This window comes from Pantoea stewartii (genome assembly GCF_011044475.1).
Classification (GTDB): domain Bacteria; phylum Pseudomonadota; class Gammaproteobacteria; order Enterobacterales; family Enterobacteriaceae; genus Pantoea; species Pantoea stewartii.
The window spans coordinates 1638535-1652073 of sequence record NZ_CP049115.1 but is presented as its reverse complement, the minus strand read 5'-3'; the positions used below and the strand labels follow the sequence as shown (position 1 = coordinate 1652073).

Annotated in this window: 16 protein-coding genes; 9 read left to right on the top strand and 7 right to left on the bottom strand. The window is 51.5% G+C overall.

The window, feature by feature from the left end; translation table 11 throughout:
- The first annotated feature begins 44 nt into the window (after window positions 1–44).
- From G5574_RS07800 to G5574_RS07780, 5 genes are all read left to right on the top strand, one after another.
- Complete coding sequence (locus G5574_RS07800) at window positions 45–1142, top strand: acyltransferase family protein (RefSeq protein WP_164482413.1); 1098 nt, start codon at window positions 45–47, stop codon at window positions 1140–1142.
- Window positions 1143–1309: 167 nt separating this feature from the next.
- On the top strand, window positions 1310–1723 hold the full coding sequence (locus G5574_RS07795) for a putative holin (protein WP_164482412.1): 414 nt from the start codon (window positions 1310–1312) through the stop codon (window positions 1721–1723).
- On the top strand, window positions 1707–2015 hold the full coding sequence (locus G5574_RS07790) for a phage holin family protein (RefSeq protein ID WP_244964680.1): 309 nt from the start codon (window positions 1707–1709) through the stop codon (window positions 2013–2015). Before G5574_RS07795 ends, G5574_RS07790 begins: the two co-directional genes overlap by 17 nt.
- Window positions 1999–2514 carry a lysozyme gene (locus G5574_RS07785; RefSeq protein ID WP_164482411.1) on the top strand — a complete coding sequence of 172 codons (516 nt, stop codon included), beginning with the start codon at window positions 1999–2001 and terminating at the stop codon, window positions 2512–2514. The genes G5574_RS07790 and G5574_RS07785 overlap by 17 nt, the downstream gene beginning before the upstream one ends.
- Window positions 2511–3074 (top strand): DUF2514 domain-containing protein, encoded by a 564-nt coding sequence (locus G5574_RS07780; RefSeq protein ID WP_164482410.1) that lies wholly within the window; start codon window positions 2511–2513, stop codon window positions 3072–3074. The genes G5574_RS07785 and G5574_RS07780 overlap by 4 nt, the downstream gene beginning before the upstream one ends.
- A gap of 372 nt (window positions 3075–3446) precedes the next feature.
- Here G5574_RS07780 and G5574_RS07775 read toward each other — a convergent pair whose 3' ends face one another.
- Window positions 3447–4466 (bottom strand): alpha/beta hydrolase, encoded by a 1020-nt coding sequence (locus G5574_RS07775; RefSeq protein ID WP_164482409.1) that lies wholly within the window; start codon window positions 4464–4466, stop codon window positions 3447–3449.
- 491 nt (window positions 4467–4957) lie between these two features.
- Between G5574_RS07775 and G5574_RS07770 the strand changes: the two genes are divergently transcribed.
- Entirely contained in the window at window positions 4958–5272 is a 315-nt protein-coding gene (locus G5574_RS07770) for a hypothetical protein (protein ID WP_164482408.1), read from the top strand.
- Window positions 5273–5358: 86 nt separating this feature from the next.
- Window positions 5359–6132: a DUF3750 domain-containing protein gene (locus G5574_RS07765; RefSeq protein ID WP_164482407.1), complete on the top strand. Its 774-nt coding sequence runs from the start codon at window positions 5359–5361 to the stop codon at window positions 6130–6132.
- 98 nt (window positions 6133–6230) lie between these two features.
- Here the strand turns inward: G5574_RS07765 and G5574_RS07760 are convergent, their stop codons facing one another.
- Window positions 6231–6410, bottom strand: a complete 180-nt coding sequence (locus G5574_RS07760) for a YodC family protein (RefSeq protein WP_033740871.1) — start codon at window positions 6408–6410, stop codon at window positions 6231–6233.
- Between the two features lie 187 nt (window positions 6411–6597).
- On the opposite strand from G5574_RS07760, the gene G5574_RS23680 reads away from it, so the two are divergent.
- Together G5574_RS23680 and G5574_RS07750 are read left to right on the top strand one after the other, a co-directional pair.
- The gene (locus G5574_RS23680) at window positions 6598–6861 is read left to right on the top strand and encodes a hypothetical protein (RefSeq protein ID WP_133745432.1); all 264 of its coding nucleotides are present in this window, start codon (window positions 6598–6600) and stop codon (window positions 6859–6861) included.
- Between the two features lies 1 nt (window position 6862).
- Window positions 6863–7372, top strand: a complete 510-nt coding sequence (locus G5574_RS07750; RefSeq protein ID WP_039339950.1) for a helix-turn-helix transcriptional regulator — start codon at window positions 6863–6865, stop codon at window positions 7370–7372.
- On the opposite strand, the gene mgtE is transcribed toward G5574_RS07750, so the two are convergent.
- The 5 genes from mgtE to ppk1 all read right to left on the bottom strand — a co-directional run bounded on the left by mgtE (window position 7369) and on the right by ppk1 (window position 13440).
- Window positions 7369–8802: a magnesium transporter gene (gene mgtE, locus G5574_RS07745; protein ID WP_033740865.1), complete on the bottom strand. Its 1434-nt coding sequence runs from the start codon at window positions 8800–8802 to the stop codon at window positions 7369–7371. The two genes, G5574_RS07750 and mgtE, sit on opposite strands and share 4 nt — an antisense overlap.
- 124 nt (window positions 8803–8926) lie before the next feature.
- Window positions 8927–9112: a YfgG family protein gene (locus G5574_RS23675; protein WP_006120471.1), complete on the bottom strand. Its 186-nt coding sequence runs from the start codon at window positions 9110–9112 to the stop codon at window positions 8927–8929.
- Between the two features lie 97 nt (window positions 9113–9209).
- Complete coding sequence (gene tehB, locus G5574_RS07735) at window positions 9210–9848, bottom strand: tellurite resistance methyltransferase TehB (protein ID WP_072021705.1); 639 nt, start codon at window positions 9846–9848, stop codon at window positions 9210–9212.
- A gap of 2 nt (window positions 9849–9850) precedes the next feature.
- Window positions 9851–11374, bottom strand: a complete 1524-nt coding sequence (gene ppx / locus G5574_RS07730) for an exopolyphosphatase (RefSeq protein WP_054687302.1) — start codon at window positions 11372–11374, stop codon at window positions 9851–9853.
- A 5-nt stretch (window positions 11375–11379) separates the two neighbouring features.
- On the bottom strand, window positions 11380–13440 hold the full coding sequence (gene ppk1 / locus G5574_RS07725) for a polyphosphate kinase 1 (protein ID WP_006120467.1): 2061 nt from the start codon (window positions 13438–13440) through the stop codon (window positions 11380–11382).
- Window positions 13441–13539 lie beyond the last annotated feature (99 nt).

Below are 13539 nucleotides of genomic sequence, written 5' to 3'. Positions count from 1 at the left end.
TTCTAATGTAATATTGGCCCAGTTGAAATAACTGGGCTTTTTTAATGATTTATACAATTGGTTATGCAAGAGGACTGGCAGCTTTATTCGTTGTGCTTTTTCATTTCAGGGACTATATAAATGGGGTTTATTCTCAAAAGAATCTCGGTGAGATACTTTTTGGCCCAGGCGTTTCGGGTGTAGATATATTCTTTATTATCAGTGGATTTATAATTGTTTACTCTACAAAGAAGATAGAGGGAAATGATATCGCTAAATTTATTATAAGAAGGTTTTTTAGAATATATCCACTTCTAATTCTAAGCGTTATTTTATTTACATTTGTGACTCCTCAGGAGTTTAGTGCAGAGCAAATTATAAAGTCATTAATACCTTATCATTTAGATTACTCACAAGAGGCTCCTTACTTCGGTTATAATGTTTATGTGCCAGCATGGACAATTACATATGAGGTGGTTTTCTATAGCGTATTTGTCGTTTCAATGGCAGTTTCTCACAAATACAGAACATTAATATGTTCATCGATTATAATTCTTTTATACCTGTATTTAAATACACATTTTGGTGATGGTATTAATTTTGATGCACATAAAACTATTAATTTAGAAAGTCAGTTCTCTGGTGCTGGGTTTTTCTACATACTGTCATCGCCTATGATGACTGAGTTTGTTTTCGGTATGATATTGTGTGAGTTGTATATGAAAACAAATTCTATTGAAATAGGTTGCATGCATAAAATATCTTCTTTTTATCTCTGGTTCTGCACGGGTATATTTCTCACGTTCTGGTTTTCTTGGTGGTCTTTCGGTCATGGCCCTTTAAATTTCGGTATTTGGGCTGTAATCATTATTCCGGCAGTTATTTTATATGAAAAATTTAACATAATTGCTGTGAATAAAAAACTTTTATTTTTAGGTGATATTTCATATTCAATTTATATGACACATATAGTTGTGGTATATGCCCTTGGTTGGTATGCGGACTATATACCTTTGTATAAAAACTTAAGTGGATTTTCTAAGCTTTTTTATGTTGTCACCATTTGCATTTCAGTGGCATATATTTGCCATGTGCTTATAGAAAAACCTATGCACAAATTTTCAAGAAAGCTAATAAGCAAGATTGATTCTGTGAGCCACTGATGTGGCTCTTTTCGAAGTGGCAACTATAACCAGCCTGATAGCCTTCGCGTGCATAGCCATGCTCTAAGCCGATTCCTAAATTACCAATAACCCACGTATGCATTATTGTGTATAGTATCGCCATTAACTACAGTGGAGGTGTGCTATGCACTATGCAGGTGGTTTCCATGACTGATCCTTTGTCCGTGACCGGCACAACCTCGGTGACAATCGGGTTGAGTGGATCGGCGTGGCTGGCTTTTTTTAATGGTGTCCCGCCTGAAGTTGTGCTCGGCGCGTTTTCTGGCTCGGTTATTTTTGTCACCGCTGCCCAGGAGTACCCGATCAAGAAGCGGCTAATTCTTGCCCTCGTCAGCTTCATCGCAGGCGTAATCGTTTCTCGCCCAGCTGCTTCTCTCATTATCGCAATCATTTCTAAATGGGCGTCCGTATCGCCTGATTCGATAGAGATTAAGTCAGCTTATGCAGGTGCCGCCCTGATTATGTCAGTAGTGGCAGTAAGACTTTTGATGCATCTCTATAAGCGGTCGGGTGATCCTCAGGCAGCCTTAAAGAGAGGCTCTGATGATGACAAGTTATGAATTGCTCCAGGCAATAAACGCAATCCTGTGCGGAGTGATTGCCCTCAGGCTGATGACGTTCCGCCGTGAGCGTTCAACGCATAAGCCTGCAGGTGGCTGGCTGGCTTACGCCATCATCGTTATCTGCGCTTCCGTTCCTATTCGTGTCGCCTACGGCTACCACGTCAGCACTGACTGGGCCGACCTCCTCATCAAAGTTCTGCTGTGTGGCGCGCTGCTGAAAACTCGCGGCAACGTCATGCAGCTTTTCACTATCGCTAACCGGGGAAAAAAACGTGAAAACTTCCGATAACGGCATTGCTTTGGTCAAAGCTTTTGAGGGGCTCGAAACGAAAGCCTATCCAGATCCGGCGACAGGTGGCGCACCATGGACAATCGGCTATGGACACACAGGAAATGATGTTCGACCAGGCACCGTATGGAATCAGGCGCAGGCTGAATCAGTGTTGCGCACTGACCTGGCATATTTTGAATCACTTGTCTCTAATGCTCTTACCACTACCGTTAATCAGAACCAGTTCGATGCGCTGGTCTCTTTTTGCTTCAACGTTGGCCCAGGTAAGAAGGGCGTCAAAGATGGATTGCTGGTCCTTAAAAACGGTAATCCGTCCAGCCTCCTTCGCCTCACTAATGCACGCGACTTCGACGGTGCTGCACGCCAGTTCAAATACTGGTGCAATGCGGCCGGCAAACCAATGAAAGGTCTGATCCGTCGCCGGGCTGCTGAAGCTGCTCTGTATAGTGGGTCAACTGCTTCCGATGCGATAGCAATCGGCAAGGCGGCCGCATGATACCCGCCTTCCTCAAAGCCTACTGGAAACCCCTGGCGGCCTTCTTTCTGGTGGCTGGCGGTTTGTGGCTGGTCCATCACATCGGCTATTCTTCGGGGCGGGCTGATGCCAATCAGACCTGGCAGGATAAATGGGATAAGCGTGACAAAGCAGATGCAGAATCACGGCTGGTTTTCACTCAGGAACAACGACGCACAGAACTGGCCCGGCAGGCTGCCATTGATAAATTACAGAGAGAAGCCGATGAAGAGAACCGCAAAGCTAATGCCGATCGTATTGCTGCTCAGCGTTCTGCTGACAGGTTGCAACTCGGCATCGTCGAAGCCATCACCCAGCTACAGCAGCGACGTGGCGGCGATACCGGAACTGCCAGCGGCGGCAAGGTTAGGCCAGTCTCCGCCGATCTGCTTGCCAACCTGTACCAAGAAATTGACGCAACAGCGGGAGAACTGGCGGAAGAGGCTGACAGGCGAGGCCGTATTGCCATGACCTGTGAAAGGGCTTACGATGCGGTACGCAATTCACGTCTCGACCCACCCGATAAACAGTCTAATAAATAGTCACTTTACTCCGGTGTCGGTATGGCAGACGGTATGTAGTAAATAGAAATCATCTTACTTTATAATTATCAATTAGTTACGATATTAGTACACGATCGAGTGGGAATAATCCCGCTTCCGGCATAGCCCGACAGTCGGTTATATCAAGCACGAAGCCCGTATGATTGCGGGCTTTTTTATTCTCCGTCCTTCGGCTGTCTTGCGAGACCCTGTCGAAACCCATAAGGCACAGCCTCTGCTGATGCGAAAAGGGTAACGCGGCACGCCAGGTCGACATATAAGACAAAAAAATCAGCCGACGTTATCCGGCTGATTTTATTAACAGTATTTCTGCCGGGGAGAAGAAGACGCACCTCCCCGGTCGGGCAATGCTTACTTAAGATGTTCCTTCAGCTCCACGGACGCCTGGCTTATCGCTGTGCGTACCGTTGGCTCTTTACTCAGGGCATTCAGCAAACCAAAGTCGTGGATCATGCCGTTGTAGCGGGTAACGGTTACCGGCACGCCGGCCGCGTCCAGTTTACGGCCAAACGCTTCCCCTTCGTCGCGCAGGACATCCAGTTCGGCGGTCTGAATCAGCGTCGGCGGTAAACCCGCCAGTTCTTCTTTGGTTGCGCGCAGCGGCGAGGCCAGAATGCTGTTTCGATCTTTTTCTGAGGTGGTGTAGTTGTCCCAGAACCACTTCATCATGTTACGGGTCAGGAAGTAGCCATTGGCAAACTGCTTATAAGAAGCATCGTCAAAGTTTGCATCGGTGACAGGCCACAGCATTACATCGTAGCGAATAGCCGGGGTTTTATTCTGCTTAGCCTGCAGCGCAACGGCGGCAACCATATTTCCGCCTACGCTGTTCCCCACCAGAGCCAGGCGCTTACCGTCCACCCCAATTTCAGCGCCGTGTTCGGCTACCCATTTTGTTGCCTCGTAAGCCTGGGTAATGGCGACCGGATAGTGCGCTTCCGGCGAAGGCGTGTAGTTTACAAACACGGCCGCAGCACCGGATTCATTCACGAGATCGCGTACCAGACGTTCATGTGTCGGAAAATCACCCAGCACCCAGCCACCGCCGTGGAAAAACATAAACACAGGCAGTACGCCAGCGGTATGGGCTGGTTTGACTATTGTGAGCGTCAGCGGTTTACCCAGTGCCGTAATGGTCTTTTCAGAAATCTGTGCAGGCGGCAGCGTGGCGCCTTTCTGCGCCCCTGTAAGCACCGCGCGGGCTTCTTTAGGGGATAAGGTTTCAATCGGTTTTCCGCCGCTACTGTTAAGCGCGTGAAGAAATGCCGCCACGCCAACGGTGGGCTCCGGTGCGTTTTCGGCCGGGCTGGCCCATGCTGATGTCATCTGGCTGGCTAACAGTAAAGCACCTGCGGTGAGTTTCACTTTCATTGGGGTTTCCTTGTGTTTGCTATTAAGTAGTGTGCTATTTATTTTGGCTACAATGCCAGCGAATTATCACCTTGTAAACAACTAAATAGTGAACGATCTAAATTTTTACTATCTCACGGTGGGATGAACACGCCAAATAGCGAGGGCGGAATAAAAAATAACTCTGTTTATTAGTGGCTTAAAACGGTGGGTGATAATTTAACACCTGCTTTTTTTTGCGCGCTACACTCATGTTGAAGCCGCTACGCTCGCGAACAGGCTATCGATTATTGGTACGTCTTGATCGAACCTAATTAAATCAGGGCAGTGCAACAGCCGCGCTTGCGCCGCTGATATGGAAAATGTTCGGTGTCGAGGGGGAGACTGACGCGCTCGGTAAACAGCTTTTGCCAGAAGCACAACCGCGCTACCGGGACTGGTTGCATCGCATTGCGGATCAGGCTAGCGGTCAGTCCCCTTAGCGCACTGGCGTAACCGGGGGGAGGAAAACTGTGCAAAAACCTTTGCGTCACCTTGCCATGCGTTTCAGCGCAGAAATGCTGATTTATGCGTTAATGGGATGCTCGCCGCTGATCATCGCGCTTACGGCAGGGCAGGTTGCCAGTGTGGCCGGTTGTCCGCTGAATGAGAGCCGAGCGTATCCCTGCTTTATTCTGGGATACGATACCGGCCAGCTCCTTTACAGGATGGGCGTTTCAGGCTGGTTCAGTCTGTATAGCCTGCCGCTGGGGGCGATGCTCATGATGCTACGCACCGCAGCCTTCTTTGAGCAACTGTATTCACATTACCGTGCCAGGGGCAGCTAACGTGTCATGCCGCCGCAGGCGAAGTGAAGTCAAAGCCGGTGCTTTATTGCACTATAACAGCCTGTCTCTGATCCCCGGGAATCCTCATGCTGACCCTGAAAATTTTTTGTCTCTGCTTTCTTACCGTCATTGTGCTGTCGCTCGCGGCCAGTCTGGCGCAGGCGACGCGCGGCGCTGATGCCCTGAATCAGGGCGGCTGGGCAACTGCCCGGCGGGATTCGGCAGGGCTCGCTCCCGATCCGCATGTTAACGCCAGTCAGGCCATCATTCAGGTTTATGCCGCACCGACCTATGGCTGGAAGGGTGCCGTTGCGGTGCATCCGTGGATTATTTTTAAACGCGCAGGTGAAACCCGCTATACGCGTTATGAAGTCATCAGTTGGGGCAGTGGCGATAAGGTAAGGCGCAATGCCTCTTTGCCAGATGGTTACTGGTACGGTGCAAAACCGCGTTTGCTGGTGGAGCACCGTGGCCCTGAAGCGCAGAACCTGATTCCGCAGATTGAAGCCGCCATCAAAACCTATCCCTGGCCCACGACCTATCATGCCTGGCCCGGACCGAACAGTAATACTTTTATGGCGCACATTGGGCGCAATGGGCCCGGGCTGAAACTGAATCTGCCTGCTAACGCTCTGGGGAAAGACTATCGGCCATTATGGCGTCCGGTTGGCTTACCGCCTTCAGGTCGCGGGGTTCAATTGTCCCTGCTTGGCGTGGCGGGCGTAACGATCGGCGTGCAAGAGGGCGTTGAGTTTAATCTGTTAGGGCTGAGTGCTGGCGTCGGATTTGCGCCGTTTCAGCTGCGCCTGCCTTTTATCGGCGGTGTAGGGCATAACAACCTGCAACATGATCATCCCTGATTGCCGGCCAGGGTGAGGTGTCGGGCGCATTGACGTCCTGCCCTTGTCTGCCCTGACGCGCTAACGGCCCACAGGTTAGCGCGTCCCGGCAGAAACGGTCAGCAGACGCCGAAATCGCCATCTTCGTGATAAAGATTCACGCTGTCTGCTTTAATTTCAATTTCCTTTTTGCTGGCATCATCTACGCGCGCGCACCAAAGCGTGTCGCCTTCTGCACGCAGCACGACCATTTTAGGACCGCCCGTTTTCGACTGAACCAGGTCATCAGGGTTAAACATATTTCCTCCGTTGTTTTCTGATGGTTATGTCTGGCATTGCAGCCTCGCATTTTTTGCGCGGCCTTTTCCATTTTAGACACAACCCGTTTTACCTGCCGTCCGACTGCTCGCATCCTGTCCGCACATCACAAAAATACCGCATGGTTGTCAGTTGACAACCATGAAAATATAAGGAATGCTACGCGCCATGGTGGACAGAAAGCGGCACCCGAATAAAGAGATTGAGGCAGCATTACGTTACGCAGAATCTTACGGATGGCGGGTTATTGCCTCCGGTCATCATGCATGGGGAAAGCTGTATTGCCCCTCAAATCTTGAGACATGCCGGTGTGGGGAATTTTGTCTGACCTGTATCTGGCACACACCAAAAAGCGCGACGAACCATGCAAAAGCATTGCGGCGCGTCGTAGATAACTGTAGTGAGATAAAAAAACGCAAGCGAGGGCATTAACATGACGGAATACTGTTTCACCTTGCGGTTTGAACTGCCTGAAACGTCGGCACCTATTGATACAATACTGGAAAAACTGGCCGAGGCAGGGTGCGATGATGCGCTGGTGGGCGCGGGAACCGCTGGCAAGCTGGCGCTGGAGTTTACCCGCCCGGCGATGTCGGCCAGCGATGCGGTCGACAGTGCGATCCGGGATGTTCAGGTTGCCATTCCTGGCGCGGTCATGATCGAAGCGGCACCGGACTTTGTCGGCTTAACCGATGTGGCTGACCTTATTGGCGTGTCGCGTCAAAATATGCGCAAACTGATGCTGACGCACAGCAAACAGTTTCCACTGCCGGTGCATGATGGCAAAACTGCTATCTGGCATTTAGCCGACGTGCTGGAGTGGCTGGGGCAGCGCAATCACTACCAGCTACCCGCGGTCACCTGCGAACTGGCGCAGGTAACCCGTCGGCTTAACGTGTTGGGTTCCGTGCAGCGCTACGGTTACCAAAAAACTAAGCCCTAGTGCGGCAACAGGAAAAGCGTCGCCAGGCCCAGGAAAATAAAAAAGCCACCGGTATCGGTAATGGCCGTAATCAGAACGCTGGAGCCCACGGCGGGATCGCGTTTCATTTTGGTCATTACCAGCGGCACCATCACGCCCATGATGGCCGCCAGCAAAAGATTCAGCACCATCGCCAGCATCATCACGCCGCCCAGTGCCATATTGCTGTACATGAGCCAGGTGATGGCACCCATAATCCCGCCCCAGAACAGGCCGTTAATCAGGGCGACGCCAATTTCTCGCTTAAACAGAAACGAGAAGTTGCCCGGTTCAACCTGATGCAGCGCCAGGGCGCGGACAATCATGGTAATGGTCTGGTTACCGGTATTGCCGCCGATGCCGGCGATAATCGGCATTAAAGTCGCAAGCGCGACAATCTGTGAGATAGTGCCCTCAAACAGCCCAATCACGCGGGAAGCGATAAAGGCTGTGCAGAGGTTGATGGCCAGCCAGGCCCAGCGATTTCGCACCGACTTACGGACCGGAGCAAAGACATCCTCTTCCTGGCTGATCCCGCCCATTTTGCGGATGTTGCTTTCATTTTCTTTGTTTACCAGGTCGACCACATCTTCAATCGTGATACGGCCAATGAGCTTGCCCTGGGCGTCCGTCACCGCTGCGGAAATCAGGTTATAGCGTTCAAAGGCACTGGCGGCGTCTTCGGCTTTATCGTCCAGCTGAAAGGTGGTGGGATGGGGATTCATCACCTCGCTCACCAGGGTTTTGGGTTTATTCAGCAGGATATCCGTCAACAGCAGTTCGCCGAGCAGCTGATTCTGTTCATTGGTAATGAAGATTTTGTCCGTGCCATCGGGCATGCTTTTGCCTTTGCGTAAAAACCGTTGCACGGTCGCCAGCGTGACGTCCTCGCGTACAGTGAGGATATTGAAGTCCATCACCCGACCCACGCGATCGCGGTCAAACTTCATCACGCTCAGAATACGCGCCCGTAATTTGGGCTCCAGGGAGGTCAGTAAGCGCCCGGTGAGGCCGCGCGGCAGATAGCGCACCAGCCAGGCCTGGTCGTCAATATCCAGCGGCGCGATAGCCTGGAGAATATCGCGGTCGCTCATCTCGTCGGTCAGGCTGTCCCAGACGGTTTCTGACGCTTCAACCAGCACATGGCCGCGTTTTTCCGGCGGCACCAGGCTCCAGAGCGCCAGGCGGGCTTCTTCAGGCAACGCTTCAAGGATGTCGGCCAGGTCAGCCGCATGGAGCTGGTCGATGTCTTGTTGCAGAATTTCCCGATGTATCACATTTTCACGTTGCTGCTCAGGCGAGAGATGACCGGCTTTATTCCGTAGTGTCTCGCTGAGACCCTGCTCATTGAGCAGCAGCGTCAGAATACGATGACGAATTTCATTTAAACGTTGAGTGTGTGAGGCAGACACATTGCATCCCTTTAGTCTGAAAGCACCTGCACGAAGTGTAGCGTTTTGACTGAAAAAGGGAGGCAAAAAATCGTCCCGCAGGCGGGAATGCGCGCGGATGTGTCAGCGAAAAGCCTGTAAGGGATTAACGACTGCTGGAAAGCGTCGGGATAGCAGGCGCGGATTCAGTTTGCTTTTGCTGATGATGCTCGAAGGCCGCAGGCAGGATAAAAACGAGACGGCTAAACAGAATGATAAAACTGATGAGTAAAACAACCCGCGTCATACTGACGCTTTTTTTACGTCTTCGGGGAGAAAGGGCGCTGTTCACGCAAAGAAATTCCTGTAATAACCCGGACCGGGCGACAGCAATATTTAGTCACAGTCGCCCGGGTAAATCAACCGCTGTTTAAAAAAAATACAACGGCTCAATAGCTGGCTTTCTGGGCCAGCAGGGTCGCAAAACGGCAGTTAATCCGGTTGCCGTTTTCATCTTTGCGATGTAGCTGTCCCCAGTTTTCGTTGTATTTCACAATGTGCCAGTTGCGGTAGTAATGGCTTAACTCACCGGACTTAAACGCGAAAGGGAAGTCAGACGGACAGGGCGCATCCTCGGTATTCATCGCGGCCACAATCAGGTTAAAGCCATTTTTCACGGTACAGGCTTGCATATCCGCGATGAGCTGGGGAATGGTGGCCGGTTGCAAAAACATCATGACCACCGTCGAGATGACCACCTGCCAGGCCCCGTTAAAACGCACCTGATTTAAATCCTGCAGCGCCGTATGAATGCCGGTCAGCCCTTCGGCGGCGATGATCTGATTGAGCCGTTCCAGACTGGCGGGATTGTGATCCCAGGCCGTCACGTCAAAACCATGTTGGTTAAGGAACAGCGTATTACGTCCACTTCCGCACCCCAGATCAAGCGCTTTTCCAGGTGTCAGTTTAGGCAGCGCCTCGGCCACCTCCGAGTGCACAGGGGTTAAGCCATAGGTTTCTGCAAAATAGTTATCGGTTCGCAATGTCATGATTATCCGTTCGGTAATGCGGGCAGCAAATGCCCGCACAATCAGGCTTCTGCCAGAATCAGCTTCCAGCCGGTGACCTCATTCCAGTAGTTTTGCTCACGCTCCAGATCGAGCTGGACCAGGTTATTTTGACTGAAATAGCCCGTCGGGAAGGTAAGCGTCCAGTGGCCCTCATCACAGGTCAGCGTTAACGCGTCAGGACGTGTAGTCGCCTGGCGCTGGTTGTTCAGTAAGGTGCCAAGGCGCAGCAGGAATATCAGCGGCAGAAACTGCTTTTTCTTAAACAGCGTGACGCGAGGCAGTTCATCCACTTTGACGGCTTTACGGTGGAATCTGACCAATGCTGCCAGCAGCATCTGCTGATCCTGGTTGAAACCCGGCAGGTTGGTGTTCTGCAAAATATAGGCTGAGTGGCGTTGCATGCCGCTGTGGTTGATCGTCAAGCCGACTTCGTGCAGCATCGCCGCCCATTTCAACAGCGCCGCCAGCTGAGGATTCGCGAGTTTGGGATTCTGGTCGCGCCATTGCAGATAGAGCTGCTCGGTGGTTTCCAGCACTCGACGCGCCTGGTCGCTGTCGATGGCATAGTGATTCGCCAGGCTCTGAGCGGTGCGGCTGCGAATATCCCGATGGCGGAAACGGCCTTCCATCTCATAAAGTACGCCTTCACGCAGCGCGCCATCGCTCAGGGTCAGTTCACGAATCGCCAGCGCATCAAACACGCCGCAAAGAATCGCCAGCCCCGGAACAAATACGCTTTTGCGCTCTTCAGACAGACCTGGCAGACTCAGCGCAGCGAACGATTTATGCTTGATCACTTCATCATAAAGCTTTGTCAGTCGCTCTGGCGTAATCAGCTTCTCTTTCTCGCCCATCGCCAGCAGCACTTCGCAGGCCGCTTTGATGGTGCCGGAAGCACCAAGGGCATATTGCCAGCCGTGCAGACGATATTGCCACGCCAGGGTTTCCAGCTTCTGCGTGGCGGCCAGCCGGGCGCGACGGAAGTTTTCAACGCTGATTTCGCCGCCAGGGAAGTAAAGCTGGGCAAAGCTGACGCAGCCCATGCGGCGGCTTTCGACTAGTTGAGGCTCAAAATCTTCACCGATGACGAGCTCTGTCGAGCCGCCACCGATATCAATCACCAGCTTGCGTCCTTTTTCCGGTTGCGTATGTTCGACGCCCATAAAGATCAGGCGCGCTTCTTCGTGACCGGAAATCACCTCTATTGGATAAGGAATGACCTCTGCCGCGCGCTGTAAAAACGTCTCAGCGTTAACCGCCTGACGCAGCGTATGTGTGCCGACAATCGTCACGTTGCTGGCATTAAAGCCCTGCAGGCGTTCGGCAAACAGTGCCAGGCAGTTCAGACCGCGCTCCATGGCGTCTTCGCTCAGGTAATTTTTGGCATCCAGGCCATCAGCAAGATGCACGCGCTGCTTCAGTCGCCCCAATACCTGCAAAGCCCCATCCACCACACGGGCAATGACCATGTGGAAACTGTTTGAACCGAGATCGATGGCCGCAAACTCTTGAGGTTTCGGCGTACTTTTTTGGGATATTGGCATAGGCGTTATTCAGGTTGTTCCAGCTTCTTGATGTATTCGTAAATCGCCATTTGCGACCGCACCTTACGACGATTGCCGCGCTGAACGTATTGGTTACTCAGCTCTTTATCCACGACGCGCGCTTTAACCGTGTCGCTGAGCTGAATGGCAATGATGTCCAGAATGCGCTGCTTTATTTGTGGATCCAGGATAGCCACGGCCACTTCGATACGGTAATCAATGTTACGCGTCATCCAGTCAGCCGAGGAGAGAAACACTTTCTTGTCCCCACCGTTTTCAAAGATATAAACGCGGTCATGTTCCAGGAAGCGATCAACGATACTGATCACACGAATATTTTCACTGATCCCAGGCAAGTCCGGAATCAATGAGCACATCCCACGAACCAGTAAATTAACATTTACGCCAACGCTGGAGGCCGTATAAAGCCTGTCTACCAGCCCTTTGTCCACCAGGTTGTTAATTTTAAGAGTTATGCCACTGGGGCGCTTTTGTTGGGCATTCGCAATCTCGTTATCGATCAAATCATACAGCATCCGACGTGAGTTTTGCGGAGAAACCATCAGGTGATCAAACGTCACCGGGCGGTACGGGTTTTCGATAAAGTTAAAGACCCGGCGCACTTCATTGGTGATCCGCGCATCAGCGGTCAGCAGCGAGTAGTCCGTGTACAGACGCGCGGTTTTCTCATTAAAGTTACCGGTGCCGATGTGGGCATAGCGCACGATTTCTTCGCCTTCGCGGCGGGAAATCAGAAACAGTTTGGCGTGAATTTTCAGGCCAGGCGCCGAGAAAATAACGTGAACACCGGCTTCTGTCAGGCGCTTAGCCCAGTAAATATTGGCTTCTTCATCGAAACGCGCCTGAAGTTCGACGACCACCGTCACTTTCTTACCGTTATAGGCGGCGTGAATCATCGCATCCATGATGCGGGAATGCTTGGCGACGCGGTAAATATTAATTTTAATCGCCAGCACGCTGGGGTCGAATGATGCCTGGCGTAGCAGTTCCAGCACATGCTCGAACGTGTGATACGGATAATAAAGCAGGACGTCGCGATTACGAATGGCGTCAAAACCGTTGCGGAAGCCGTCAAAACCAATGTGGCGAATCTGCGGCATCGGACGGTTAATCAGGTTGTTTTTCCCGACGTTAGGAAACCCGATAAAGTCTTTGAAGTTGTGATAGCGTCCGCCTGCCAGCACGGAGTCGTAGTTGGAAATCGACAGCTTGTCGCACAGCAGCGCCACCATAGAATCCGGCATATCGCGCTGATAGACAAAACGCACAGGTTCTGCCGTCAGACGCTGTTTCAGGCTGGAGGACATCAGTTCCAGCAGGCTGGACTCCATTTCGGTGACCAGATCGTACTCCGCATCGCGCGTCATTTTCATTGAATAGGCGTTCAGCGTGTCGTAATCGTAGAAACCTTTGAAAATATCATCCAGGCAGTAGCGCAGGATGTTGTCTAACAGGATCATCGGCTTGCGGCGGCGCGGCGGCTCCGCAGGCAGATTAATAAAACGCGGGACCTTGTCTGACGGGATTTCCAGCAACGCGTACTGAATATCGCTGCCGCGAATGATCTCGACCGCCAGATAGGTGTAATCGTCTTTCAGAAACTCCGTCAGGTCGGTTTCATGGGTAATCAGGATCGGCGTGATGTGCTGACGCAGTTCATGCTTAAAGTAGTGACGCAGCCAGCTTTGCTGATTAGGTGAAAGCTGACGTTCGTTAATCAGAAAGATTTGATTGCGCGCCATTTCCAGCAACAGGTCGTTGTAGAGCGCATCAAATTCCTGATCCGATTTCAGTACGCGCTGCTGAATCTTCTTCAACAGGTGGCGCGGTGTGCTGGCGGAGCCTTGCTCTTCGCCAATCAGGATGCGTCGTTTCAGGTCGGCAAACCGGACCTTGTAAAATTCGTCGAGGTTATTTGAGTAAATACCTAAGAAACGCATACGTTCAATCAGCGGATTACTTTTGTCTGCCGCTTCCTGCAAAACACGTTCGTTAAAGCACAACCAGCTCATTTCTTTTTCAATATAAAGCTTTACCTGACCCATTCTCACTCCGTATGACGGTTGCAGGACTGACGACGCTACAGTATCCATCAGCATTATGGCGAGAGTATGGCAGGCTTGTCCAACAGCAAAAGTTGTCTT